This is a genomic window from Oricola thermophila (assembly GCF_013358405.1).
Lineage (GTDB): Bacteria > Pseudomonadota > Alphaproteobacteria > Rhizobiales > Rhizobiaceae > Oricola > Oricola thermophila.
This window is the reverse complement of record NZ_CP054836.1, coordinates 2,707,389-2,733,450: the sequence shown is the minus strand read 5'-3', so window position 1 is coordinate 2,733,450 and position 26,062 is coordinate 2,707,389. Positions and strand designations below refer to the sequence as shown.

Annotated in this window: 21 protein-coding genes and 1 tRNA gene; 16 read left to right on the top strand and 6 right to left on the bottom strand. The window is 66.9% G+C overall.

Translation table 11 applies throughout. The annotated features are described in order from the left end of the window. Positions 1–360: 360 nt before the first annotated feature. The 3 genes from HTY61_RS13140 (at position 361) to HTY61_RS13130 (ending at position 5,894) form a co-directional block, all read left to right on the top strand. Positions 361–4,008 (top strand): peptidoglycan-binding protein, encoded by a 3,648-nt coding sequence (locus tag HTY61_RS13140; RefSeq protein ID WP_175277226.1) that lies wholly within the window; start codon positions 361–363, stop codon positions 4,006–4,008. A gap of 153 nt (positions 4,009–4,161) precedes the next feature. Continuing rightward, on the top strand, positions 4,162–5,085 hold the full coding sequence (locus tag HTY61_RS13135) for a sulfite exporter TauE/SafE family protein (RefSeq protein WP_175277225.1): 924 nt from the start codon (positions 4,162–4,164) through the stop codon (positions 5,083–5,085). Next, positions 5,082–5,894: a TIGR02186 family protein gene (locus tag HTY61_RS13130; RefSeq protein WP_175277224.1), complete on the top strand. Its 813-nt coding sequence runs from the start codon at positions 5,082–5,084 to the stop codon at positions 5,892–5,894. Before HTY61_RS13135 ends, HTY61_RS13130 begins: the two co-directional genes overlap by 4 nt. A 33-nt stretch (positions 5,895–5,927) precedes the next feature. On the opposite strand, the gene pdeM is transcribed toward HTY61_RS13130, so the two are convergent. Together pdeM and HTY61_RS13120 are read right to left on the bottom strand one after the other, a co-directional pair. After that, complete coding sequence (gene pdeM, locus HTY61_RS13125; RefSeq protein ID WP_175277223.1) at positions 5,928–6,650, bottom strand: ligase-associated DNA damage response endonuclease PdeM; 723 nt, start codon at positions 6,648–6,650, stop codon at positions 5,928–5,930. Position 6,651: 1 nt separating this feature from the next. After that, positions 6,652–9,177 (bottom strand): ligase-associated DNA damage response DEXH box helicase, encoded by a 2,526-nt coding sequence (locus HTY61_RS13120; RefSeq protein ID WP_175278547.1) that lies wholly within the window; start codon positions 9,175–9,177, stop codon positions 6,652–6,654. A gap of 188 nt (positions 9,178–9,365) precedes the next feature. Between HTY61_RS13120 and HTY61_RS13115 the strand changes: the two genes are divergently transcribed. After that, the gene (locus HTY61_RS13115; RefSeq protein WP_175277222.1) at positions 9,366–9,629 is read left to right on the top strand and encodes a DUF6460 domain-containing protein; all 264 of its coding nucleotides are present in this window, start codon (positions 9,366–9,368) and stop codon (positions 9,627–9,629) included. Next, a complete protein-coding gene (locus HTY61_RS13110; RefSeq protein ID WP_175277221.1) occupies positions 9,629–10,090 on the top strand; it encodes a CAP domain-containing protein in 462 nt (153 codons plus the stop codon). The genes HTY61_RS13115 and HTY61_RS13110 overlap by 1 nt, the downstream gene beginning before the upstream one ends. Here HTY61_RS13110 and HTY61_RS13105 read toward each other — a convergent pair. Further along, positions 10,087–10,992, bottom strand: a complete 906-nt coding sequence (locus HTY61_RS13105; protein WP_175278546.1) for a histone deacetylase family protein — start codon at positions 10,990–10,992, stop codon at positions 10,087–10,089. The genes HTY61_RS13110 and HTY61_RS13105 overlap by 4 nt on opposite strands. An 85-nt stretch (positions 10,993–11,077) precedes the next feature. Here HTY61_RS13105 and HTY61_RS13100 point away from each other — a divergent pair, with 85 nt between their 5' ends. Beyond that, a complete protein-coding gene (locus HTY61_RS13100) occupies positions 11,078–12,415 on the top strand; it encodes an MATE family efflux transporter (protein ID WP_175277220.1) in 1,338 nt (445 codons plus the stop codon). Here the strand turns inward: HTY61_RS13100 and HTY61_RS13095 are convergent, their stop codons facing one another. Together HTY61_RS13095 and HTY61_RS13090 are read right to left on the bottom strand one after the other, a co-directional pair. Beyond that, on the bottom strand, positions 12,416–13,510 hold the full coding sequence (locus HTY61_RS13095) for a quinone-dependent dihydroorotate dehydrogenase (protein WP_175277219.1): 1,095 nt from the start codon (positions 13,508–13,510) through the stop codon (positions 12,416–12,418). After that, positions 13,507–13,854, bottom strand: coding sequence for a DUF952 domain-containing protein (locus HTY61_RS13090; protein ID WP_175277218.1), 348 nt, complete (start codon positions 13,852–13,854; stop codon positions 13,507–13,509). Before HTY61_RS13090 ends, HTY61_RS13095 begins: the two co-directional genes overlap by 4 nt. A gap of 147 nt (positions 13,855–14,001) precedes the next feature. Here HTY61_RS13090 and HTY61_RS13085 point away from each other — a divergent pair, with 147 nt between their 5' ends. The 6 genes from HTY61_RS13085 (at position 14,002) to HTY61_RS13060 (ending at position 21,181) form a co-directional block, all read left to right on the top strand. Continuing rightward, the gene (locus HTY61_RS13085; RefSeq protein ID WP_175277217.1) at positions 14,002–14,430 is read left to right on the top strand and encodes a hypothetical protein; all 429 of its coding nucleotides are present in this window, start codon (positions 14,002–14,004) and stop codon (positions 14,428–14,430) included. A gap of 131 nt (positions 14,431–14,561) precedes the next feature. Continuing rightward, positions 14,562–14,636: transfer RNA gene (locus tag HTY61_RS13080), tRNA-Phe, on the top strand. 106 nt (positions 14,637–14,742) lie between these two features. Further along, the gene (locus HTY61_RS13075) at positions 14,743–16,125 is read left to right on the top strand and encodes a sigma-54-dependent transcriptional regulator (protein ID WP_175277216.1); all 1,383 of its coding nucleotides are present in this window, start codon (positions 14,743–14,745) and stop codon (positions 16,123–16,125) included. Positions 16,126–16,131: 6 nt separating this feature from the next. Further along, the gene (locus HTY61_RS13070; RefSeq protein WP_175277215.1) at positions 16,132–18,147 is read left to right on the top strand and encodes a sensor histidine kinase; all 2,016 of its coding nucleotides are present in this window, start codon (positions 16,132–16,134) and stop codon (positions 18,145–18,147) included. Positions 18,148–18,389: 242 nt separating this feature from the next. Continuing rightward, positions 18,390–20,099 (top strand): OFA family MFS transporter, encoded by a 1,710-nt coding sequence (locus HTY61_RS13065; protein WP_175277214.1) that lies wholly within the window; start codon positions 18,390–18,392, stop codon positions 20,097–20,099. A 179-nt stretch (positions 20,100–20,278) separates the two neighbouring features. After that, positions 20,279–21,181 carry a LysR family transcriptional regulator gene (locus HTY61_RS13060; RefSeq protein WP_175277213.1) on the top strand — a complete coding sequence of 301 codons (903 nt, stop codon included), beginning with the start codon at positions 20,279–20,281 and terminating at the stop codon, positions 21,179–21,181. Positions 21,182–21,217: 36 nt separating this feature from the next. Here HTY61_RS13060 and HTY61_RS13055 read toward each other — a convergent pair whose 3' ends face one another. Continuing rightward, positions 21,218–22,285: a zinc ABC transporter substrate-binding protein gene (locus HTY61_RS13055; RefSeq protein ID WP_175277212.1), complete on the bottom strand. Its 1,068-nt coding sequence runs from the start codon at positions 22,283–22,285 to the stop codon at positions 21,218–21,220. A gap of 128 nt (positions 22,286–22,413) precedes the next feature. Here HTY61_RS13055 and znuC point away from each other — a divergent pair, with 128 nt between their 5' ends. The 4 genes from znuC to HTY61_RS13035 all read left to right on the top strand — a co-directional run bounded on the left by znuC (position 22,414) and on the right by HTY61_RS13035 (position 26,058). Continuing rightward, positions 22,414–23,259 (top strand): zinc ABC transporter ATP-binding protein ZnuC, encoded by an 846-nt coding sequence (gene znuC, locus HTY61_RS13050; protein ID WP_175277211.1) that lies wholly within the window; start codon positions 22,414–22,416, stop codon positions 23,257–23,259. Then, positions 23,249–24,070, top strand: coding sequence for a metal ABC transporter permease (locus HTY61_RS13045; RefSeq protein WP_175277210.1), 822 nt, complete (start codon positions 23,249–23,251; stop codon positions 24,068–24,070). Before znuC ends, HTY61_RS13045 begins: the two co-directional genes overlap by 11 nt. Continuing rightward, entirely contained in the window at positions 24,054–24,470 is a 417-nt protein-coding gene (locus HTY61_RS13040) for a Fur family transcriptional regulator (protein WP_175277209.1), read from the top strand. The genes HTY61_RS13045 and HTY61_RS13040 overlap by 17 nt, the downstream gene beginning before the upstream one ends. Positions 24,471–24,630: 160 nt before the next feature. Continuing rightward, on the top strand, positions 24,631–26,058 hold the full coding sequence (locus tag HTY61_RS13035; protein ID WP_175277208.1) for a circularly permuted type 2 ATP-grasp protein: 1,428 nt from the start codon (positions 24,631–24,633) through the stop codon (positions 26,056–26,058). Positions 26,059–26,062 lie beyond the last annotated feature (4 nt).

Sequence of the window (26,062 nt, the reverse complement as noted above, 5' to 3'; positions counted from 1 at the left end):
TGTTACAAAATGTTGGGTCGGCGATGTATACATACTGTCGATGCGTGTTGCGGACAACAGTTTCGGGCCGGACCGGGTCGGGTGCTCCGGCCTTCTCGCTTTTTCGCGCACGCCGTTCGCCGGTTAACGGCTTGTTTACCGTGATTTGAAAAAGGTTAACCCTGGAAGGCCGCAGCGTGATTGTGTCCCGGGTGCGCGCTCGGATCCCGAAACAAGTCAGGAGCCAGCCTGCAGCCGCGCGGAGCATCTCGATCCGGCGACGGCGCAAGGGCCGCAAGGAATGGGCGAGTTATGCAAGACAGGCCATCGCAATCCGATAACGATGCGGCATCCAGACAGTCCGCGAACGCAACCCTGGAGATGCTGGACGACGCCCTTTCCCGCCTCGAGCGGCGAATGGGCATCACGCCCGGCGAAGCGGGTTCGCGCGAACATCGGGACGACGACATTTCCGCAATACGCGCCAGGCAGGAGGCTCTCGCGCGCCGGGCACCTGCGGGCGACATGAAGGCGGAGATCGAGCGCTTGCGCGAGCAGCTCAATCGCGAGGTGAGCGCGACGATCGCGCAGCAGTTCGCCGCGATCCGCGAGGACCTGCGGGAACTGGCGGCCAATGGCGACACCATGGCCACGGCCGATCTTGCCGACGGCCTCAACCGCCTGACGCGGGAACTCGGGCTGGTGGCATCCCGGGTCGAGAATTCCGATTCCGGCGCGTTGCGCGCCGAGCTGGAGGAAATCAAGGGACTGGTCGGATCGCTGGCGCAGGAGGAGACACTGCGCGACATGGTCGAGCGTTGGTCCGTGGTCGAGCGCGAGATCGGCTCGCTGCCGCAGTCGCTGGGCACGCGCGAGGATCTCCTGGCCATTGCCGGCCGGGTATCGGAGATACAGGACGTGCTTCGCACCGTGCCGAATGCCGGGGCCATCGATGGCGTAGAGGAGCAGATACGCACGCTTGCCGGGGCCGTGGAGGCGCTGGCCGCGCAGAACGTCGAGCCGTCGCCGGACTATCTCCAGGCGCTCGATCGGCGGCTCGACGAGATCAGCCGCGCAATCGCGACCGTTTCCGCCGCGGGCACGACCGTCGACATCGATACCACGCCCTTCGAGCGCATCGAGGCGCGTCTTGCCGCGCTCGTGAACCGCGTCGAGGAAAGCACGGCCTCGATCCGCGGTGATGCAGTGGAGAACCGGCTCGCGGAAATCGCCGAGCGGCTCGGCGCCCTGCATGAAACCGTCGCATCCTCGCCGGAAACGGACGCGGCGATCGGCGATCTCGCGCGGCGCATGGACGAGATCGCCCGACGGCTCGACGAGGGGCTCAAGCCCGCCGATGCCGTTCCCGCGGAACTGATCGAAAACCTGAACGGCCGTTTCGAGGAGATCGTCGGCCGCCTGGACACCCAGTCCGCCTCGGCCGAGGAGCACGGCACGCGCCTGCTGAAGTCCATCGAGGCGCGGATGGAGGAACTGGCGCGCCGCTTCGAGGAAAGCGAGAGCGATCCGGCGCCGTTCCCGACCTTCGACCACATGGAAAGGCGCATCGAGGAAATCGCCCAGATGCTGTCGTCCGGCGACATGTTCTCGCCCGACGCAAGCGCGCTGGAAGGTATCGAGGCGCAGATAGCGGCCCTGTCCGAGAAGCTCTCCGTGGCGCAGCCCGCGGTCGACACCGCGGCGCTGGGCGATCTGATTCCGCGCCTTGCCGCCGTTGCCGACCAGCTTGCCGGCGGGCGCGAGGAAATGATCGCCGCCGCCCGCGAGGCCGCCGAGGAAATGCTCTCGCGCGTTACACCTGGCGTCTCCGAGGACGAGCGCGGCCTGCTGGCGAGCCTGACCGGCGACCTGCACGAACTCGAGGAGATGGCGCGCAATTCCGACAGCCGCAACGCGCGCGGTTTCGAGGCGATCCACGATACGCTGATAAAGGTGGCCGACCGCATTGCCGGTCTCGAGCAGGCCCTGCGCGAAGACGTGCAGGCGGGTCGCTCCGCGCCGGCGGTCCCGCAGGCGGCCGCGCATGCCGTGCCTCACATCGAGAACGCGCCCTCGGTCGATTTCGCCTCGGGCGAGGACAGCCGGGCCGCGGAGGCCGATGCGGCACGCGAGCCGGTGGCGCCGAAGGAGGCTGCCATCCTGGCGGCGCGCGCCGCGGCCGAGCACGATCCCGAACTGGCATCGGGCATGGACGAGCTCGCAGGGTTCGTGGCCGCGCGCCGTGCGGCAAGCGGCAACAGCGAAGGGCCGCAGGCCGGTCCTGAAGCGGCTCCCGTTCCGCATGTCGAGCCTGAAGCGGCGCCGGACATGGCCGCCGACATCGCGGATGCACCGGAGCCCGTTCCGGGGAATGCGCCGGCCGGCGCGGAGGAAGACGAGGAACCGGCGGTGTTCGGCAAGGCGCAGAAGCCGAAGGCCGATCCCGTCATGGTCGACGATGAGCCGCTCGAGCCGGGATCCGGCGGACCGGATCTCGCCGCCATCATGAGACGTGTACGCGAGGAACGGGAAGGTGGCGTCGCGCCGAAAGCCGACCCGAAAGCCTCCGACGAGGACATCGCCAAGTCCGACTTCATCGCGGCTGCGCGCCGCGCCGCCCGAGCTGCCGCCGCCGAGGCGTCGATCCAGAATGCCTCCGGCAGGCGCGAGGACGGCAAGGCGAAATCGAAGCGGCGCGGCGGCCTTCTCGGTGCGAGCCGCAGGCCGCTCCTGCTCGGCGCCAGCGCGATCGTCCTTGCGCTGCTGGCCTTCCCGCTGGTGCGGGGCTACCTGTCGGGCGCGGAACTGCCGGAGGAAGCGAATGGTGTCGCCGACTCCGCGGCAGTCGAGGCGATACCCGCCGACATGGCGGACGACGTGCGCGTGGTGGAGAACGAGGTGCAGCCCATCGGGGAGGACGCGGCCGAAACCGCTGCGGCCGAACCGGAGACGCAGGACGCGGCCGGGATTCCGGACGAGGCCGCCATGGATGTCGGGCGGGCCGTGGACATGACGCCGGCGGACGGCGCCGAAGTCGCCATGGCGGAACCGACCGCCGAGGAGGCGGATACCGCCGCCGTCGAGGCCGGCATTGACGATACGATCAACACGTCCGCCTATCCGGTCCTGACCCTAGAGGACATACCGGCCTCCGTCGGCCCGATGGCGCTGCGCGAGGCTGCCGTCGCTGGCGACGCGAAGGCGCTCTTCGTCATCGGCGACCGGCTGATGGGCAATGGTTCGGGCTCGCCGGACAGCGACATGACGGAAGCGGTGCGCTGGTACGAGATGGCCGCCGAGCAGGGCTTTGCCCCGGCGCAGTACCGCCTCGGCAATGCCTACGAGAAGGGCCGCGGTGTCGAGCGCGACCTGGAAGCGGCGCGTGTCTGGTACGAGCAGGCTGCCGAGCAGGGCAATGTGAACGCCATGCACAATCTCGCCGTGCTGTTCGCGACCGAGATCGACGGCGAGCGCGACATGAAGGCCGCGGCGCGCTGGTTCATCGAGGCCGCCGAGCGCGGCGTCAAGGACAGCCAGGTCAATCTCGGCATCCTCTCCGCCCGGGGCGAGGGCGTGCCGCAGGATCTCGTCGAATCCTACAAGTGGCTGGCGCTCGCCGCCCGGACCGGTGACAAGGACGCCGAGGCCAAGCGCGACGAGATCGCCCGTTTCCTGGATCCCGAGCAGCTCGAGATGGCAAAGGGCGCCGTGGAGCTGTGGAAGCCGCGCCAGCCGGACCCGCAGGCCAACGAGGTCGACGTGCCGGAGGCCTGGACGGTGAGCGGGGAGACCACGGCCTCGACCACGCCGGCGCCGTTGCCGGCCGTCGACATGACGAAGGCGATCCGCAACATCCAGGCGATCCTCAACAATGCCGGTTTCGACGCCGGCACGCCCGACGGCATCATGGGCGCGCGGACGCGCCAGGCGATCATCGAGTTCCAGAAGGCGAACAACCTGATGCCGACCGGCGAGATCGATCGCGCCTTCGTCGACAAGCTGCTGGAAATCAACGGCCATCCAGCCTGACACCCGGTTCATTCGGGAACCGCATCCGGGCGGGCGGCGCGCAGGCGCCGCCCGTTTCGTTTTTCGGCCGGAATTGTGCGCAGCCACGTTTGACTCTGCGAAGGCGCGGGCGCATGAACGGGAATCGAGGGGCTCGAGGAACAGGAGATAAAGGTGGCTCTCTATCTGCCGATCGCGGAGATGTCTGTGAACATTTTCGTCTTGCTCGGCATGGGGGCTGCTGTCGGTTTTCTTTCGGGCATGTTCGGGGTCGGCGGCGGCTTCCTGATCACCCCGCTTCTCATCTTCTACAACATTCCGCCGGCCGTGGCGGTCGCCACCGGCGCGAACCAGGTGGTCGCGTCGTCGGTCTCGGGCGTGCTGTCGCATTTCCAGCGCGGCACCGTCGACATTAAGCTCGGCGTCGTGCTGCTGATCGGCGGCATCGCCGGTTCCTCGGTGGGCGTCTGGCTGTTCTCCATCCTGCGCGGCCTCGGACAGCTCGACCTGATCGTGTCGATCCTCTATGTCGGCTTTCTCGGCATCATCGGCGGCCTGATGATGATGGAGAGCCTTCGCGCCATGTTCCGGGCCCGCTCGGGCGCCACGGTCAGCCTGCGACGGCCGGGCGCGCACATGTGGGTGCACAAGTTGCCCTTCAAGATGCGCTTCAAGGCCTCCAAGCTTTACGTCAGCGTGATCCCGGTCCTGGGCCTCGGCGCGATGATCGGCATGCTCGCCTCGATCATGGGCGTCGGCGGCGGCTTCATCATGGTGCCGGCGATGATCTACCTGCTGAAAGTGCCGACCAACGTCGTCATCGGCACCTCGCTTTTCCAGATCATCTTCGTCGCCGCCTACACCACGATCGTCCATGCCGCGACCAACCAGACGGTGGATGCCGTGCTGGCGCTGCTGCTGATGCTCGGTTCCGTCATCGGCGCGCAATACGGCGCCAAGGCCGGCCAGCGCCTGCGCGGCGAACAGCTGCGTGCCCTGCTGGCGGGGCTCGTCCTGCTCGTCGCGATCCGTCTCGGCTACACCCTCTTCGTGGTGCCCGACGAGCTGTACTCCATTTCCCGGGAATTCCTGCAATGAGGCTGGCCGCAGCGTTTCTCGCCGTCCTGCTGACGGCGCTCCCCGCCGCCGCACAGGAAGAGCCTGCCGGCGAGCCGGCCGCGGCCGCGCCGACGCTGCCGGAGCGCATCGAGATAGGGCTTTCGACGGAGACGATCGCCATCACCTCGGATTTCGCCGGCGTCGACCTGACGATCTTCGGGGCGATCGACAATGCCGACCCGCTGGTCCAGCGGCAGGGCCGCTATGACGTGTTCGTCATTCTCGAGGGGCCGGCGGCCGATCTCGTCACCCGCCGCAAGGGGCGGGTGCTCGGCATGTGGATGAATGTCGATTCGCAGGCCTTCACCGCCGTCCCGGAATCCTTCCTGGTGTCATCGACCCGCCAGCCGCAGGACATCACCGATCTCGAGACGCTGGCGCGGCTTTCGCTCGGTGTCGGACAGGTGCGACTGCAATCCGGGCGGAACGAGGGCCATAGCTCGGCCGATCTGCGCGAATTCACCGCCGCGCTGCGCCGGCTCAAGGAGGAGGGCGGTCTCTACGAGGAGTTCCCCTCCGGCGTGCGCTTCATCTCGCAGTCGCTGTTCCGCGCCCAGCTGCGCCTTCCGGCAAACGTGCCGCTCGGGCGTCACACCGCGCGTGCCTACCTGTTCCGCCAGGGGCTGCTGGTCGCCCAGACCCAGGCCAGCCTGGACATCCGCAAGGCGGGCCTCGAATATCAGCTCTACCAGCTGGCGCAGAACCGCAGCCTGGTCTACGGCATCGGCTCTGTTGCGCTTGCCCTGCTGGTCGGATGGCTCGGGCGCGTGATGTTCCGCAAGGACTGAGCGTTCCGGTCGGCCGCGCGGCGGACCGGGGACTCAGCCCCCGCGCAACCGTCCCGGCCCGACCGGGTAGATGCGCTCGTTGCCCAGCATGTAGGCGCGGAAGCGCGACTGGTCGAACAGCCCGGCAAAGGCGTCGTCGCGCACGTTCAGCCCGCCGGTGAACGCGCCGAAGGCCGGCATGACCAGTCGCGTGCCGTCACTGGCGAAGCAGGGCCGCCGCACCGTGCGCCCGCGCCCGGCGATCCGCGCGCAGGGGTGCAGGTGGCCGCAGATCTCGTGGCCGCTTTCCGCCGGATTGGGAACGTGGCGGAAGACGATCCGCCCGAATGCCAGCATGTCCACAGGGCGGCCCGGCACGTTCGCGGGCGGCGAGGGATCGTGATTGCCGGTCACCCAGATCATGTCGCGCCCGCGCGCAATCGTCGCGATGGTGTCGACGGCCTCGGCGGTCAGCCGGGCCGACGCTTCGTCGTCGTGAAAGCTGTCGCCCAGGCTGACGATCGTCGCCGGCGCGTAGCGGTCGACGACCCTGGCCAGCCGCGCAAGCGTGGCGGGCGTGTCGTATGGCGGCAGGTAGATTCGGTTGCGCGCGAAGGACGATCCCTTTTCGAGATGCAGGTCGGATACGACGAGAATGCGGTCCCGCGGGAACCACGCGACGCCGGCGGGATCGAGCAGCAGCTCTCCGCCTGCATAGTCGAGCGCGAATGCCTCGCCCGCCCCTTCGCCCCTTGCCCGTTTCGTCACGGCGTCCATGTCACAGGTCCCCGCCCAGCGCGTCGCGGATCAGGTCGTCGGCGGCCTCTGCCATCAGTGCCTCGCTTGCGCCGTCGCCGTGCACCGGCTCCTTGCCGATTTCCAGCATGACCGGCACGGCCAGCGGCGAGATCATGTCGAGGTCCCGGTGTACGATGTGTCCCCTGATACGGGCAAGCATGTCGCCCAGCCTTTCGATGTCGAGCAGGCCGCCGCGCGCGTCGGCGCGGGTTGCCTGCAGAAGGATGTGGTCCGGTTCGTGGCTGCGCAATACGTCGTAAATGAGGTCGGCCGACACCGTCATCTGCCGTCCGGACTTCTCCTTCCCCGGATGGCGTTTCTCGATCAGCCCCGCGATGGTCGCGCAGGAGCGGAAGGTTCGTTTCAGCAGGTAGGATTCATCCAGCCATGCCTCCAGGTCGTCTCCCAGCATGTCCTGGTCGAACAGGCCGGCAAGCGAGATCTCGCCCCGGCGCAGCATGGCGCCCATGTCGCGCAGCCCCCAGATGGCGACCGCGTAGTCCGAGGCGACGAAACCCAGCGGTCGCGCCTTCGCCCGCTCCAGCCGCCGGGTCAGCAGCATGCACAGGGTCTGGTGCGCCAGCCGCCCCTCGAAGGGATAGGCGACCATGTAGAAGCGGTTGGCGCGCGGAAAGGTCTCGACCAGCAGTTCGTCGGGGCCCGGCACGGCGGACTTGGCCTTCTGGATCCTCAGCCAGTCGGAGACCTGGTGCGGCAGGCGCCGCCACTGGTCCGGGTCCGACAGCATCCTGCGCACCTGTTCGGAAAGATAGGTGGTCGTCGGAAACTTGCCGCCCGCATAGGCCGGTACCTTGGCGTTGAGGTCGCTGGCCTTGGACACGAAGCAGTCATTCTCCCGGATGCCCTCGAATTGCAGCACCTTGCCGGCGAACAGGAAGGTGTCGCCCGGCACCAGCGACTCGATGAAGCCCTCCTCGATCTTGCCGAGCACCGGCCCGCCCCGCAGCGGCCCGCCCTTGCGCTGCCGCGTCAGGCGGATGTTGAGCATCGGCGCCTCGATGATGGTGCCGCAATTGAGCCGGTACTGCTGCGCGACCGACGGATGCGAGACGCGCCATGTTCCGTCCTTCGCGCGCCTTATGCGGGCATAGCGCTCGTAGCTTTGCAGCGCGTAGCCGCCGTGGGCGACGAACTGCACAGCCCGGTCGAAGGTCTCGCGCGGCAGATTCGCGTAGGGAGCGGCCATGGTGACCTCCGAATAGAGATCGTCGGCGCGAAAGGGAGCCGAGCAGGCCATGCCGAGAATGTGCTGGCACAATACGTCCAGCGCGCCCTCGGCGAGCGGCGGCGTGTCCTGCGCCCCGAGATAGTTGGCGTCGAGCGCCGCCTGGCACTCCATCACCTCGAAGCGGTTGGCCGGCACGAGGATCGCCTTCGACGCCTCGTCCATGCGGTGGTTGGCGCGTCCGATCCGCTGCGCCAGGCGCGAGGCGCCCTTCGGCGAACCGACATGGACGACGAGATCGACATCGCCCCAGTCGATGCCGAGATCGAGCGTCGAGGTGGCGACGATGGCGCGCAGGGAATTGGTCTGCATCGCCTGTTCGACCCTGCGCCGCTGGCTGACGTCGAGCGAGCCGTGATGCAACGCGATGGGAAGGCTGTCCTCGTTGATGCGCCACAACTCCTGGAACAGCAGTTCGGCCTGGCTGCGCGTGTTGACGAAGAGCAGCGTGGTCCTGTGCTGCCGGATGGCCTCGTAGACCTCTGCCATGGCGTAGCGCGCCGAATGGCCGCTCCACGGCACCCGCTCGCGCGATTCCAGGATGGTGATCTCCGGCTTCGCGCCGCCGGCCACGGTGACAAGCTCGGCCATCTCGCCGCCCGTCCGCTGCGGCACCAGCCATTGCCGAAGCAGGTCCGGCTCCGCCACGGTGGCCGACAGGCCGATCGCCTTCAGCCCGGGGCGAAGCCGGTGCAGCCGCGCCAGCCCGAGCGCCAGCAGGTGGCCGCGCTTGGATGTGACCAGGGAATGCAGCTCGTCGAGCACGACGTGGCGAAGGTCGGCGAAGAAGCTCTCTGCATCCTTGTGCGACAGAAGCAGCGCCAGCTGCTCGGGCGTGGTCAGCAATATGTCCGGCGGGTTGAGCTTCTGGCGCTGGCGGCGCGATTGCGGCGTGTCGCCGGTGCGCGTCTCGATTTCGACGGGAAGGCCCATCTCATCCACGGGCATCGACAGGTTGCGGTGGATGTCGACGGCGAGCGCTTTGAGCGGCGAGATGTAGAGCGTGTGGATGCCCGGCTTCCTGGTGCCCGGTTTCGGCCGGCCGCGCCGGGCGAGATCGACCAGGGTCGGCAGGAAGCCGGCCAGCGTCTTGCCTGCGCCCGTCGGCGCGATCAGCAGCGTCGATTTCCCGGCCTCTGCCCGGGCCAGCAGGTCGAGCTGGTGCGCGCGCGGCTGCCAGCCCTTCGACGCGAACCAGTCGAGGAAGGGCTTCGGCAGCTCGATGCCGGCGGATGACGGCCTGGGCGGGGGTGTCGCGATGCTCACGCGCAGAGACTAGTGGCGCGTGGCGTCCTCGCCAAGAGCGATGTTCTTGTTTTCTTCCGTGGCGCCATCATTCCGGGCCACGGCTGGAAGCACTCCGCGAAGGTGGCAAAATTGTCCAACGTCTTGCGCCCGCCGTCTTTTGTCCCTAGCTGACAGGCCGGAATTACGCGGGAGCGCATGAAATGGCAGTCAACCGGTTCTTGGGCGATACGATACCCCGGACCATCGTCAAGCTGGTCGTCCTCTCGATCATCGTCGGGATGGTGATGAACGTGTTCAACATCTATCCGCTCGACATCGTCTTCGCCTTCCGCGATTTCATCGTGAACCTGTGGCAGAAGGGCTGGGCCGCCCTGGGCCGTTTCGGCGACTGGCTGATCCTCGGTGCCATGGTCGTGGTGCCGGTCTTCATCCTGATGCGGCTGCTCAACTACCGGCGCTTCTGATGATCGGTCGGCGGACCTTGCTGCTCGGCGCGCTGTCGGCCGGGCTGCTTTCCGGCTGCGCGCGCATCGGCGCGCCCGGGCTGTCGCTGGCCGGCGAGGGCGCGATCGTCACCGGGAAGACCCTGGCGAAGGTCAATGCGCTGCGCCGCGAGGCCGGCAAGCCGGTGCTGGTCGCCGACCGTGCGCTTGGCCGGTCCGCGCTCGACCACGCCCGCTACATGGCCCGCAAGGGCCGCATGTCGCACGACCATTTCGCCCGTCGCATGCGCCGCCACGGCGTCAGCCTGCCTGCGGCCGAGAATGTCGCCGAGGGCTGGAACGACGTGGACTCGATGTTCCGTTCCTTCGAGGTTTCGCCGAAGCACCGCGCCAACATGCTGGGCGATTTCCGCCGCATGGGCGTCGCCGTCGCCCGCGACCGCAACGGCCGGGCCTACTGGGTGATGCAGCTTTCCGGCTAGAAGGCGAACTCGCTCGCCACGCGGTGCAGGATGGCGTGGCGCCGGGCGATCGCCTCGACATCCTTCGAGTATCCGCCCCCGATCACGCCGCAGACGGGAATGCCGCGCCGGCGGAAATGCGAGAACACCATGCGCTCGCGCTGCTCGATTCCGCGATCGGTAAGCGACAGGCGACCGAGCCTGTCGTCCCGGTGCACGTCGACCCCGGCATTGTAGAACACGATGTCGGGCGCGACGCGCTCGCGCAGTTCCTCCAGCACCAGCGCCAGCGTCTTGAGATAGGCGAGGTCTTCCATGCCGTCGGGCAGGCCCAGATCGTAGTCGGAGACCTGCTTGACCGTCGGGTAGTTGCGCTCCGCGTGGACCGAAGCCGTGAACACGCGGTCGTCGCCGGAAAAGATCTCCGCCGTGCCGTCGCCCTGGTGGACGTCGAGATCGAGCACAAGGGCGCTTCCGATTTCCCCGTCGGCGAGCATCACCCGCGCCGCCACGGCGACGTCGTTGAAGGTGCAGAAGCCGGCGCCCCGGTGCCTGCCGGCATGATGGCTGCCGCCCGCGGTGTTGCAGGCAACGCCGTGTTCCAGCGCCAGCCGCGCCGCCAATACCGTGCCCGCCGTCGCGCAGCGCGCGCGCAGCACCGTGCGTTCGGTGATTTCGAAACCGATGGCCTTCTCGATCTCGGCCGGCACGTCGAGCGCGTAGACCCGGTCCACATAGGCCGGGTCGTGGGCGAGCTTCACCCATGAGGCGGGCGCCGGCGCCGGCACGTGGAAATCGCCCGGCCCTGCCAGCCCCTCTTCCATGATCGCCTCGGCCAGCAGCCGGTATTTCGACATCGGGAAGCGGTGGTCCGGCGAGAACTTCGCGTCATAGGCGGGATTGTGGACGATCGGCAGGCGCATGGCGAACAGACCTATTGCCTTTGCGCCAAAAAGCAATCAAGCGTCCTGCATACGGCCGCGCGGCCGGGAATCGCGAGCAGGAATCATGACCGCAGCCAGCCGATCCGACGGTGCCCCCTTCGAGGTGACCAACCGCATGGTCTTTGCCATCGCGGCACCGATGACGCTGGCCTTCCTGACGACGCCGATCCTCGGCATCGTCGACACCACGGTGATCGGCCAGTTCGGCGATGCGGCGCTGATCGGCGGGCTTGCCGTCGGCGCGATCGTCTTCGACATCGTCTTCACGACGCTCAATTTCCTGCGCTCCGGCACCACCGGCTTCGTGGCGCAGGCCTTCGGGCGCGGCGACGAGACCGAGCAGCAGGCGGTGTTCTGGCGCGCGGTGATCCTCGCCGCCGGGCTGGGCCTGGCGCTGCTCGCGCTCGCCTGGCCGATCCGCGAGCTGGGCATAGCACTGATGAATCCCGGCCCCGAGGTCGCCGAGGCGACGCGGACCTATGTCACCGTCCGCATGTTCGCCGCGCCCTTCTCCCTGGTCAACTACGCGATCCTCGGCCTCCTGCTCGGGCAGGGCAGGGCGATGGCCGCGCTGCTTCTCCAGACGCTGCTGAACGGCATCAATATCGCCGGCTCCATATATTTCGGCCTCGTCCTCGGCTGGGCGATAGAGGGCGTCGCCTTCGGCACCATCCTCGGCGAGGCGACGGCGGCCGCTGCCGGTTTCTGGTGGATCATGCGCGGTTTCGACCGCGCCCGCGCGCCGTCATGGAGCCGCGTCTTCGGGCGCGCCGCGTTCCTGCGCCTCGTCTCGGTCAACCGCGACATCATGATCCGCTCCTTCGCGCTGCTGGCGGGCTTCTCGCTGTTCACCCGCACCGGCGCGCAGTTCGGCGCGGTGACGCTGGCCGCCAATGCCATCCTGATGAACTTCTTCATGGTCGCCAGCTACTATCTCGACGGGCTGGCCACGGCGGCCGAGCAGATCGCCGGCCGGGCGGTCGGCGCGCGTCACGCGCCGGCATTCTGGCGGGCGGTGAAGCTCACCTGCCTGTGGGGATTCGTGCTCGCCGGTGTCTCGACGGTCGTCATTCTCGCCGCCGGCGGCCCGGTGATCGACTTCATGACCACTGCCGAGCCGGTGCGCGCCGCCGCCCGCTCCTACCTGCCCTGGGCCGCCGCGACGGCGCTGATGGGCGTGCTCGCCTTCGAGATGGACGGCGTCTATATCGGCGCCACCTGGTCGCGCGACATGCGCAACATGATGCTCGCCTCGCTGGCGCTGTTCTTCGCGCTGCTCTGGCTGCTGGTCCCGGTCTTCGGCAATCACGGCCTGTGGTTCGCCCTCAACGCCTTCCTCGGCGCAAGGGGGCTCACGCTGCTTGCGATCTTGCCGGGCAGGGCGGGAAAGGTGTTCGGGTGATCACGCGGGAATAGCCTTCGCCGCCCATTCCCTCGTCTTCGTGCCGCGCAGCTCGGAAATCGACGCCTTGCCGCTCTTGTCGAGCGCAGCCGACAGCCCGCGACTGATCTCGCCGGCGATGCCCGGCCCTTGGTAGATCATTCCGGTATAGAGCTGCACGAGGTCCGCGCCGGCCTCGATCTTGGCGAGCGCCGTCTCCGCCGAATCGACGCCGCCGACGCCGATCAGCGTCTTCTCCGGGCCGATCCGCTGCCGCGTCTTGGCGAGCGCGATGGTCGACCGCTCGAACACCGGCCGGCCGGACAGGCCGCCCGTTTCGCCGGGGTCGTGCCGAAGCCCCGCGCGCGACAATGTCGTGTTGGAGACGATCATCCCGTCGAGGCCCTTGTCGAGCACCTCGGCGACGATGTCGTCGAGTCCGTGCTCGGTGATATCCGGCGCGATCTTCAGGAACACCGGCACGGCGCGCTTGTGGATATCTTCCTCCTTCCGGCGTGCCTCGCCGATCCGCGCCAGCAGTTCGGCGAGCTGTTCGCGCCCCTGCAGGTCGCGCAGGCCCGGCGTGTTGGGCGAGGAGATGTTGACCGTGAAATAGGAGGCCAGCGTGTAGAAGCGGTGCAGGCCGGCCACGTAGTCGGCGATGCGGTCTTCCGAGTCCTTGTTGGCGCCGATATTGACGCCGACGACGCCGTGTCCGCGCCGCGCGACGAGCCGCTCGTAGGCCGCCTCGTGGCCCTGGTTGTTGAAGCCCAGCCGGTTGATGACGGCATGGTCGGCGGTCAGCCGGAAGACGCGCGGGCGCGGATTGCCCGGCTGCGGCCTCGGCGTTGTCGTGCCGACCTCGGCGAAGCCGAAACCGATGGAAATCAGCTCGTCCGGCACCTCGGCGTCCTTGTCGAACCCTGCCGCCATGCCGAGCGGATTGGGAAATGCCAGCCCGGCGGTCATCACCGAGAGCCGCGGGTCGGGGCGCGGCGGGCGCACCGGCACCATGCCGCTTTTCAGCGCGGCGATGGACATGCGGTGCGCGGTTTCCGGTTCGAGGCGGAAGGTCAGCCACCGTCCGGCGCAGGTCCAGAGGCCGCCCGCGCTCATCCCTCCAGCTCCGGGAATGCGTGGGTTCCGTCCGGCCCGAGCGGCAGGTCCTTCACCCAGATTGCCGCGGAGAGGGGTAGCGGCGCGTAGAGATGCGGGAACAGGGCGCCGCCGCGCGACGGCTCCCATTTCAGATCCCCGCCCACCTTCGCCGTGTCGATGGCGGCCAGTAGCAGGTCGTCCTGCCCGGCGAAGTGCTTCGCTGCCGTTTCCCGAACCTGGCTCGCCGTCGAGAAGTGGATGTAGCCGTCGGCGAGGTCGACCGGCGCGCCTTCGAACACGCCTGTCCGTTCGGCCTGCGCCCATTGCGCCCTGGTGGCGATCTTGTAGATGATCCTGTCCATGCCGGATGCATAGTCCTCCGACGTGGCCGCGAAAAGGCCGCGGACGCAAAACGGACAGGATTTCTGGATAGCCTGTCGCAATTCCCGCCGAATTGCCTGATAGGAAGCGGCAACGAAAACGGTTCCGAATCGAGAGGGGTTGCCCCGATGAGACTTGTCAGCCGCAAATTCGCCGCCGCGCTCGTGGCGGCCGCCCTTGGTGCCGGCCCGGCGGCCGCCGCCGACGCGGGCCGCTATGTCATGGAGAAGACGGACGAGGGTTACGTGCGCATGGACACCGCCACCGGCGAAATGTCGATCTGCACGGAAAAGGGCGGCCAGCTCGTCTGCAAGCTCGCCGCCGACGAGCGCGCCGCCTTCCAGGACGCGCTCGACCGGCTGGAGGAGCGCGTCTCCCGGCTGGAGGATCGCGTCGGGCGCACCCTGGCCGTGCCGAGCGACGAGGAATTCGAGCAGGGCCTCGACAACATGGAGAAGTTCTTCCGCCGCTTTCTCGGCATTGTCGAGGAGTTCGAGGACGAAAGGAGCGCGCCGGAAGCGCCCGAGCCGCGGGAACCCCTGCCCGACCGCACCTGACGCGAGGGGCTCTCCCTGTTGGGAAAAACGGGAAATTGACGCTTGCCAGCGGCAAATCACATGCTATAACCCGCGCACTTTCCGGCGGCGACGCCTTGGAAGGTACCTTCACGAAACGGTGTGAAGTGTTTGCCCGGGTAGCTCAGGGGTAGAGCAGCGGATTGAAAATCCGCGTGTCGGTGGTTCAAATCCGCCCCCGGGCACCACCGGCTTTCCCCTTCATTCTCTCTGTCTTTTGTCGATCGCCTTTTGCATTGCCGCGGCCATGCGATAAAGATTGGACGTCCTCAACGGCTCCGCGGGAGGAACGAGATGGGGCATGTTTCTCGGATCGGCGAGGAGGAGGATTTCGCCGAACCGGAATTCGGGCCATGGCTTGCCAGGGCCTCGATCCTCGTAGTCGACGACGAACCGGGCATGCGCAATTTCCTGTTGCGCACGCTGGGACCGCGCTGCGCATGCGTGGACGAGGCGAAGGATGTGCGCGAGGCGTCGGAGAAGCTCGATGCCCGCTACTACGACGTCGTCATCCTCGACAACATCATGCCGGGCCGGAACGGCGTCGACTGGTTGGCAGAGCAGCGCGAGGTCGGCTTCTATTCCGATGCCATCCTGATGACGGCCTTCGCGGATCTCGATACCGCGATCCAGGCGCTGCGCGCCGGCGCGACGGATTTCGTCCTCAAGCCCTTCCGTTCCAACCAGATTCTCAACGCCGTGGCGCGCTGCCTCGAACAGCGCCGCCTGCAGCGCGAGAACTACGTCCTGCGCCACGAACTGCACGCGGCTTCCGACCACCTGTTGCTGCGCGACAGGCTGATCGGCCATTCGCCGCAGATCGACGAGATCCGAGAGATGATCGCCCGTGTCGCGCCGCTGCCGACCTCGGTGCTGATCACCGGCGAGTCGGGCACCGGCAAGGAGGTTACCGCGCGTTCCATCCACGCCCTGTCCGACCGTGCCAACAAGCCCTTCGTCCCGGTCAACTGCGCGGCCATCCCGACCGACATGATCGAGGCGGAGCTGTTCGGCCATGTCCGGGGCGCCTTCACCGGCGCCGATTCGGCCCGCGACGGCCTGTTCATGCACGCCACCGGCGGCACGTTGTTCCTGGACGAGATCGCGGAATTGCCGCTGCAGACCCAGAGCAAGCTGCTGCGCGCCATCGAGGACCGCCGCGTCCGGCCGGTGGGGTCGGAGCGCGAGGTGCCGGTCGACCTTCGCTTCATCTGCGCCACCAATGCGGACCTGGAAGAGGCGGTCGAGGAGGGGCGCTTCCGTTCCGACCTGTTCTACCGGATCAATGTGCTGCACCTCGCCATGCCGCCGCTGCGCGAGCGCGGCGACGACGTCATCGAGCTGGCCGAACTGTTCATGGCGAAGCTGTCGGCGCAACTCGGCATGGCGCGTCTCGAGATCACCTCCGCCGTCGCGGACGCCTTCCGTGCCTACGACTGGCCGGGCAACGTGCGCGAATTGCGCAACCTGATCGAGCGTTCGCTGATCCTCGGGCGCTTTCCCGCCGATCTCGGCGGGTCGGCGGGCGCCGGCCGCACCGAAACGCTTCAGGATGTCGAGCGGCGCCATATCCTCTCGGTCCTCGACGAGGTCGGGGGCAATCGCTCCGAGGCCGCCCGCCGCCTCGGCATCTCCCGCAAGACGATAGACCGCAAGCTCGCGGCCTGGGGCGCCTGACCGGTCATGGCGGGGGCAGGGGCCGGCAGGGCCGTATCCGTGCGCTATCGTCTGCTGGCCATTGCGCTGCTGCCGATGCTGGTGATCCTGCCGCTGCTGCTTGGCGTGACCATGTTGCGCTGGAATGCCAAGTTCGATTCCGTGCTGGCCTCGAAGGTCAATGGCGACCTGACCATCGCGCACCAGTATTTCGCCCGGATTCTCGAGAACACGGGCGAGCAGGTCGACGCGCTGGTGGCCTCGGCCCGGTTCCGCGACACGCTCCGGGAGGGTGGCCAGGCGGGACTGGAAGAACTGCTCGAGCGCAGCCGGGAGCGCATGGGGCTGGATTTCCTCGTGCTCGCCGATGCGGGCGGCGCGCCGCTGGCGGCCACGCCTGCCTCCGTTTCGGGGCCGATCGATACCGGCCGTCCGGTCGTGGCCGCCGCCCTGGGCGGCGCGGCGCATACGGCTGTCGACATCTTTTCCGCCGACGAGCTTGCCACCATTTCCCCGGCCCTTGCCGAGCGCGCCACCATCGACCTGATCCCGACGCGGAACGCGGTGCCCACCGACCGCGATCGCGAGACGCGCGGCATGGTCGTCCATTCCGCGACGCCGGTGGAACTGCCGGACGGCGGGCGCGGCGTGCTGGCGGGCGGAATCCTGCTGAACCGCAATCTCGAGTTCATCGACACCATCAACGATCTTGTCTATCGCGAGGCGAGCCTGCCGGCCGGAAGCCAGGGCACGGCGACGCTGTTTCTCGACGATGTGCGCATCTCGACGAATGTCCGCCTGTTCGAGGGCCGGCGCGCGCTCGGCACCCGCGTCTCGGCGGCAGTGCGCGAGACGGTTCTGGAAAAGGGCAATGTCTGGCTCGCACGCGCCTTCGTCGTCAACGACTGGTACATTTCCGCCTACGAACCGATCGTTGACAGCGCCGGCGAGCGCGTCGGCATGCTCTATGTCGGCTTCCTCGAGACGCCATTCGTGCGCGACAAGCAGATCACGCTGTTCACCGTGCTTGCGACATTCGTCCTTGCGGTGGCGCTCAGCGTGCCGATCTTCCTGCGTTGGGCGCGTGGCATATTCATGCCGCTCGAGCGCATGAACGCCACCATAGCCCGCGTAGAGGGCGGCGATCTCGGCGCGCGCACGCAGATTCGCGACGGCAAGGACGAGATTTCCCGTGTCGCCTTCCATCTCGACGACCTGCTGGACCGTATCCAGGAACGGGACCGGCAGTTGCGTGAATGGAACGAGGAACTCAACGCCCGCGTCGACCGGCGTACCGCGGAACTGCGCGAGGCCAACCGCCAGCTCGAGGCGGCGACGAAGCAGCTCGTCATGTCGGAGAAGCTCGCAGCCATCGGCGAGATCACCGCCGGCATCGCCCACGAGATCAACAATCCGATCGCCGTCATCCAGGGTAATCTTGAAGTGCTGCGCAACATCGTGGGCGACAGGGCGAAGGATGCGGAGACGGAGTTCCGCCTTATCGACGAGCAGGCCGACCGGATGAACCAGATCGTCACCAAGCTGCTGCAGTTCGCGCGGCCGGAGGATTATGCCGGCTTCATCGATCGCGAGCGGCCGCAGGCGGTGATCTCCGACTGCCTGCCGCTCGTCCGCCACATGCTGAAGAAGCACGAGATCGAGCTGGTGCGGGAGGACGACACCGAAAGCGTGGTGCTCGCCAACCGGACCGAACTGCAGCAGATACTGATCAACCTGATCGTCAACGCGATCCACGCCATGCCCGGGGGTGGCAGGTTGACGATCGCCGCGCGCGATGCCGAGTCGGAAGGCAAACCCGGCGTCGCCGTTTCGGTCAGCGACACCGGCACCGGCATTCCGCCGGACATAGTCGAGCGCATCTTCGATCCGTTCTTCACCACCAAGCGCTCCGAGGGCACGGGTCTCGGCCTCTCGATCACGCAGATGCTGGTCCAGCGCAACCACGGCACCATCGCCGTCGAGACCGCCGCGAACGAGGGCACGACCTTCACGATCTGGCTGCCGCAGGCGCCGCGCGACTGATCCTGCCGGTGGGACATTCTGTCCCTGCCCGGACAGAATGTCCCACCTGTGCTGCGGTCGCATTGCGGCCGGGCTTCGCAAATTCCCGCACATTCCGGGCTGTTCCCGTCTTGCCGTTCTCTGGCACGGCGGTTGCAACGCATTCGTGCCGGGCGCGTGGAGGTGCACCCGGCCGGCTGTGCGTCATTCGGCGCCCGCCGATTGCAACCGCAACGCCGCAGCGTTGCTCGGGAGGGAAGCGAATGTTCGATCGCCTGAAAAAGGAGCACATCGTCGCATCCGACGATTTCAACCGGTGGAAGGTTCCGCCGGCATCCATCGCCATTCATCTGTGCATCGGCTCGGTCTATGCATGGAGCATCTTCAACCCGCCCCTGACCCGCGAGTTCGGCGTCGTGGCGTCCTCGTCCGGGGACTGGAGCCTCCAGTCCGTGGTCTGGATCTTCTCGGTCGCCATCGTCTTTCTCGGCCTTTCCGCGGCATTCGCGGGCAAGTGGCTCGAGGAGGTCGGCCCGCGCATGGTCGGCGTGGTTGCCGCGTTCTGCTGGGGTGGCGGCTTCATCATCGGCGGCCTGGGCATCGTCTTGCACCAGCTGTGGCTGGTCTATCTCGGCTACGGCGTGATCGGGGGCTGCGGTCTCGGCCTCGGCTACGTTTCGCCCGTCTCCACCCTCATCAGGTGGTTCCCCGACCGGCGGGGCATGGCGACGGGCATGGCCATCATGGGCTTCGGCGGCGGCGCGATGATCGCGACGCCGATCAAGGAGACCCTGCTCGGCATCTTCTACAAGGCGCCGGAATATCTGGGTGCCGAGGGCGCCGTGAAACTGGTGACCGAGGGCGGCAGGCGCATGGCCGAGGTCAACGGGCAGCTTGTCGAGGTGGTTGTCGCCACGGCCCAGCAGGTCGCCGCCGCGCCCGTGCCGCTGCAGGAGGGCGTCTATGTTGCCGGCACCGGCAACACCGGCGCCGCGATGACCTTCTTCACGCTCGGCGTGGGCTATTTCATCGTGATGATGATCGCTGCCTTCTCCTATCGCGTGCCGCGCGAAGGCTGGACTCCGGCGGGCTGGACGCCGCCGACGGAAGACGCCGCTTCGCGCAAGATGATCACGCGGAACAACGTCCACATCGACCAGGCGCTGAAGACGCCGCAGTTCTACCTTCTGTGGATCGTGCTGTGCTTCAACGTGACCGCCGGCATCGGCGTGATCGGGGTCGCCAAGACGATGATGACGGAGATCTTCGGCACCACGCTGCCGGCGATCGTCAACTCGGCCTTCGCCGCGACCTACGTGTTCATGATCTCGGTCTTCAACATGGTCGGCCGGTTCTTCTGGGCATCCGCGTCTGACTTCATCGGCCGCAAGAACACCTACTACATCTTCTTCGTTCTCGGCATCGTCCTGTACCTGTCGATTCCGTTTGCCGCGCAGCAGGTCTCGGTCAATCCGGTCGTCACCTGGCTGGTGATGTTCTATGCCGCCACCATGATCATCTTCACCATGTATGGCGGCGGTTTCGCGACCATCCCGGCCTATCTGGCGGACATCTTCGGCACCAAGTATGTCGGTGGCATCCACGGGCGGCTCCTGACCGCATGGTCGACTGCCGGCGTGCTGGGTCCGCTGGCCATCACGCGCCTGCGCGAGGCATCGATCGGCAGCTCGATCCGTGATCTTGCGTCGAAGGTCGATCCGGCCGCCTTCGAGCAGAAGTTCGGCGCGGGTCTCGATCAGCTCGACCAGCTTGTTGCCGCCAAGACGGTCACCATCGCGCGCCTGATGGAGATCGCGCCCGCCGGCACGGTCGATCCGACCTCGAGCCTCTACAACACGACCATGTACGCGATGGCCGCGCTGCTGGCGATCGCGCTGGTCGCCAACATGCTGGTGCGTCCGGTCCACGAGAAGCACCACATGGAATCGAGAGCCACGGCGGCCGCCGAGTGAGCCGTCGCGCCCCGGGGCCGTGGCCCCGGGGCCGTTCGCCTGTTCCGAATGCGGCGGCGGATGGCGGAGCGCGCGATTTCCCTCGCCGCCCGAAACGCTCTAAATAGCCGTCATCGGCGCATGTCCGGGTGAAACGCGATGAATGATACGGGACCGGCCGCCTGCGGGCCGGCGAGGCCATGATCGACAAGCTGGAGCACTTCCTTGTCCTTGCCCGCGAGAAGCATTTCGGCAAGGCGGCGGAGGCCTGCAACATATCCCAGCCGACGCTGTCGGCCTCGATCAAGCAGCTCGAGGATCAGCTCGGTGTCATGCTGGTGCAGCGCGGCTCGCGCTTCCAGGGCCTGACCGCCGAGGGCGAGATGGTGCTCGAATGGGCGCGCCGTATCGTCGGCGACGTGCGCTCCATGCGCATGGAGGTCCGCACCGCCAGGGAGGGTCTTTCCGGCCAGGTCCGCATCGCGGCCATTCCGACGGCGTTGCCGATGGTGCGCGAGCTGACGTCGGAATTCCAGGCGCGCCACCCCAACGTCACCTTCGTCGTCCTGTCGCGCACCTCGATGGAGATCCTCGATCTCATCGACAATCTCGAGATAGACGTCGGCATAACATACATGGCCAACGAGCCGCTGGGGCGGGTCGCGGCGGTGCCGCTCTACTCGGAGCGCTACGTCTTCGTCACCGCCGATCCCGAACTTTTCGCCGGCCGCGCGGCGGTGACCTGGGCCGAGGTGGCGGACCGGCCGCTGTGCCTGCTGACGCCGGCGATGCAGAACCGTCGCATCATCGACGGCTATCTCGCCCAGGCCGGTGCGGAAGCGAAGCCGATGCTGGAATCCGATTCCATGATCGCCATCGTCTCGCATGTGCTGATGGGAACCTGCTGCGGCATCCTGCCGGAGAAGGTCGTGTCGATCTTCGAGCCGGCCGGCGCGATCCGCTCCATTCCGCTGGTCGAGCCCGACGCGAGCCAGATGATCGGCGCGGTCGCGGCGGAGCGCGAGCCGCGCACGCCGATGATCGATGCGCTGCTCAAATGCGCCGCCGGTCTCGCCCGCAGGCTGCAGCAGGACGCCGTGTGACGGCGTCCCCGCTGTGTCGCTCGGCCCGGCGTTGCCTCAGCTGTCCCCGGAAAGGCAGGACGTGAACGCGTCCGCCATGCCGCGCATCACGTCGAAATAGAGGTCCGGTCCGGGCGTCAGTTCTGCGCCAAGCGGGTCGAGAACGCCGGACCGCGCCTCGGTTCCCTCGGTCACGACCGATACCAGCTTGGGCTCGAACTGGGGCTCGGCGAAGACGCAGGTCGCGTCCAGTTCGCGAACCTTTCCCTGGATTTCCCTCAGCCGGTCCGCGCCCGGCATGACATCCGGCGTCACCGTGATGGAGCCGGCAGGCTTGAGGCCGAAGCGGTTCTCGAAATACTGGTAGGCATCGTGGAAGACGATGTAGCCGGTATCGTGCAGCGGCTCGAGTTCGGCTTGCAGCTCGGTCGTCAGCGCGTCGACCCTCTCAGAGAGCGCCGCTGCGTTCTTCTCGTACAGTTCGGCATTGTCGGGATCGGCCTCGGCCAGCGTTTCGGCGATCTCGTGCGCCATCGCCTTTGCGTTCACGGGGTCGAGCCAGACATGCATGTCGACTTCGCCATGGTCGTGGTCATGCTCATGGGCATGCTCGTCCTCGGCGTGGTCTTCCTCGTGTTCATGCTCATCCCCGTGATCATGTCCGTCATCATGATCATGGTCTTCCGCGTGATCATGATCCGCTTCGGCATGCTCGTCCTCATGATCGTGGTCATCGTCATGATCGTCATGCGTGTGCTTTTCGAACGCGCCGCCCTCGCGGAAGGGCAGCGTCTCCAGCCCGTGCGCATGGGCCAGCGCTACGGATTTCGTTTCCGAGGCAATGGAGTTGATCGGCTTTTCCAGGAATGCTTCCATTTGTTCGCCGATCCAGAACACGATATCGGCGTCCTGGAGCGCTGCCGCCTGCGACGGCTTCAGGCTGTAGGTATGGGGCGAGGATGCGCCCTCGATGATCAGGGCCGGCTCGCCGGCGCCCTGCATGATGGCCGCGACCAGGGAGTGCACGGGCTTTATCGAGGCGATCACCTTCACGTCTGCCTGGGCGGCGGCGGTCAGCGCGGGAAGGGCGACGGTGGCAAGCAAGAGGGGCTGACGGAATTTCATCGTTCGATCCTGTCGGATAATGTTGACTGTTGCGTGATGTTATATCATTACAGGGCCTTGTCGGATAGCCTGAGATTGACGTGATCGTCAAGCCGGGCCAAACGCCTTGACCGAAAAAGGGAACGAACGTGCTGCAATCATCGCAACCGCTTGTGTGCCTCGAGGGTGCCGGCGTCGAGCGCGGCGGCCGATGGCTGGTGCGCAATATCGATCTGGAGGTCCGCCGCGGCGAGATCGTCACGCTGATCGGCCCGAACGGTTCCGGCAAGTCGACGACCGCGCGCGTGGCGCTTGGTGTCGTCGCGCCGAGCGAGGGCAGGGCGACCCGCGCGCCGGGCCTGCGTGTCGGTTACGTGCCCCAGAAGGTCGCCGTCGACTGGACCCTGCCGCTCACCGTCGACCGTTTCATGACGCTGACCAATCGGCTTTCCCGCGATGAAAAGGATGCCGCGCTGGCCGAGACCGGCATCGCGCACCGCGCGCATGCCGAGGTGCGCAACCTGTCGGGCGGCGAATTCCAGCGCGTCCTGCTTGCCCGAGCCATCGCGCGCCGTCCCGACCTCCTCGTCCTCGACGAGCCGGTCCAGGGTGTCGACTTCAGCGGGGAGCTCGCACTCTACGAGCTGATCGCCCAGATCCGCGACCGCCACGACTGCGGCGTTCTGCTGATCTCGCACGACCTGCATGTCGTGATGGCGGCGACCGACCGGGTTATCTGCCTGAACGGTCATGTCTGCTGCCACGGCACTCCGCAGGCCGTCGCCGAAAGTCCGGAATACAGGCAGCTGTTCGGCACGCGCGGCGCAGCGCAGCTGGCCGTCTACAGGCATCACCACGATCACACCCACCTGCCGGATGGGCGCGTGCGCCATGCCGACGGTACTGTGACGGAACACTGCCATCCCGAGGACGGCCATCATCACGAAGAGGAACGCGCGGACGTGGCCTCGCAGGGAGATGCCGATGCTCAATGATTTCTTCGTCCGGGCGATCGTTGCCGGAATCGGTGTCGCCCTCGTCACCGGGCCGCTCGGCTGTTTCATCGTCTGGCGCCGGCTGGCCTATTTCGGCGACACGCTGTCGCACGCCGCGCTGTTGGGGGTCGCCCTTGCCTTCCTGCTCGAGATCGACATCACGCTGGCGGTTTTCTCGGTTTCCGTGGTGATCGCCGTTGCGCTCCTGTGGCTGCAGCGCCGTGCCGGCCTCTCCGCCGACGCCCTGCTCGGCCTGCTGTCGCATTCCGCGCTGGCGCTCGGTCTCGTCGCGCTCGCCTTCATGACCTGGGTGCGCATAGACCTGATGGGCCTGCTTTTCGGCGACATCCTCGCGGTGTCGAAAACCGACATCGCGGTGATCTATGCCGGCGGCGCGGGCGTGCTGGCGGTGCTGGCGCTGATCTGGAAGCCTCTCTTCGCCGCCACCGTGAATCCCGAACTGGCTGCCGCCGAGGGCATGGGGCCGGACCGCGTGAATTTCGTGTTCATGCTGCTGCTTGCCGTCGTCGTCGCCATTGCCATGAAGATCGTAGGCGTTCTGCTGATCACGGCGCTGCTGATCATTCCCGCCGCCACCGCGCGCCGCTTTGCCACCGGGCCGGAGGCGATGGCCGTCCTCGCTGCGCTTGCCGGCGTGTTGGCGATCCTTGCGGGCCTGTTTTCCTCGCTGAAATGGGACACCCCCTCCGGGCCGAGCATCGTGGTGGCGGCGCTTGCATTTTTCATCCTGAGCCTGTTGCAATTGCGACGATCCCGAAACGCCGGAGGAACAGATGGAAGCAGCCAGTGAACATGCCGAACGGCCGGGCCTGACGCGCAACCAGGCTCTCGTTTACGACACGCTCGAGGATGCCGATGCGCCGCTGACGGCCTACAACATCCTCGACCGGCTGAGCGGCGAGGGGTTGCGCGCGCCGCTTCAGGTCTACCGTGCACTGGAGAAGTTGCTCGACCTGGGCATGGTGCACCGGCTCGAGAGCCTCAACGCTTTCATTGCCTGCCGCCATCCTGAATGCGATGACCATGCCACGGTGGCCTTCACCATCTGCGAGAAATGCGGCGGCGTCTCCGAGATCACCGACAAGGCGCTGGTCGACTCGCTGAAGGCGCTGACCGTCGAGGCCGGGTTCCTGCCGCACAAGACCACGGTGGAGATCCGCGGTCTTTGCCGTGCCTGCCGCGCCGGCTGAGCGTACCGGCCTGTTCTCTTCTTTCCGCTGGCGATTTTCCCGCAGGTTGCCTGTAAAACGCGCGAATTGCCCGTTATTTGCGCAGTAATTTTGCGCTTTTGATTTTCCCGGGCGCAGCGCGATACTTGCGCAAAGCCGAGAATGGCATAGTGTTGTCCGAATGGATCGGACGACTGGCCACTTCGACGAGATGTTTGACGACGATGGCCGGCCGCGTCTGCCCTATGGCGACTATTGCGACTGGTTCGAGACGGAGGACCTGGCGCGGCTCGCCGGCAAGTCCAGGGAGGCGGAGACGTTCTTCCGCCGCACCGGCATTACCTTCAACGTCTACGGCAAGGAGGAGGCGGCCGAGCGGCTGATACCCTTCGACGTCGTGCCGCGCATCATATCGGGGCGAGAATGGGCGCGCCTGTCGCGCGGCATCGAGCAGAGGGTGCGGGCCATCAATGCCTTTCTCCATGACATCTACCATCGCCAGGAGATACTGCGTGCCGGCCGCATCCCGGTCGAGCTGATCGCCAACAACGATGCCTTCCTGCCCCAGATGATCGGCCTTGCCCCGCCGGGCAACGTCTATACCCACATTGTCGGCACCGACATCGTGCGCACGGGCCAGGACCAGTTCTACGTGCTGGAGGACAATGCCCGCACGCCTTCCGGCGTCTCCTACATGCTGGAGAACCGGGAAACCATGCTGCAGATGTTCCCGGAGCTGTTCGCGAAGGTTCGCGTCCGGCCGGTCAGCGACTATCCGAAGAACTTGCGTCGGTCGCTAGGCGCCTGTGCGCCACGGGCCTGCGACGGCCGGCCGGTCGTCGTTGTGCTGACACCGGGCATCCACAACTCCGCCTATTTCGAGCATGCCTTCCTGGCTGACCAGATGGGCGCCGAGCTGGTCGAGGGACATGACCTGCGGGTCGTCGACGGCCGCATAGCGATGCGCACCACCCGCGGCTACACGCCGATCGACGTGATCTATCGCCGTGTCGACGACGACTATCTCGACCCGCTGAACTTCAACCCGCAGTCGACGCTCGGCGTGCCCGGCATCATGGACGTCTACCGTGCCGGCGGCATCACCATCGCCAATGCGCCGGGCACCGGCATCGCCGACGACAAGGCGATCTATTCCTACATGCCGGACATAGTCGAGTTCTATACCGGCGAGACCGCGATCCTGCAGAACGTTCCCACCTGGCGTTGCTCGGAGCCGGATTCGCTTGCTTATGTGCTCGAACACCTCGACGAGCTGGTCGTCAAGGAGGTCCACGGCTCGGGCGGCTACGGCATGCTGGTCGGCCCCGCCGCGTCGAAGCGGGAGATCGCGCGGTTCCGCGCCAAGCTGAAGTCCCGGCCCGCGAATTACATCGCCCAGCCGACGCTTTCGCTGTCCACCGTGCCGATCCTGACGAAGAAGGGGCTTGCGCCGCGCCATGTCGACCTGCGTCCCTTCGTTCTGGTCTCGCCGAACGGCATCGACATCACCCCCGGCGGGCTGACCCGCGTCGCGCTGAAACAGGGATCCCTTGTCGTCAATTCCAGTCAGGGTGGCGGCACCAAGGATACCTGGGTTCTGGAGGAGTAGGCCG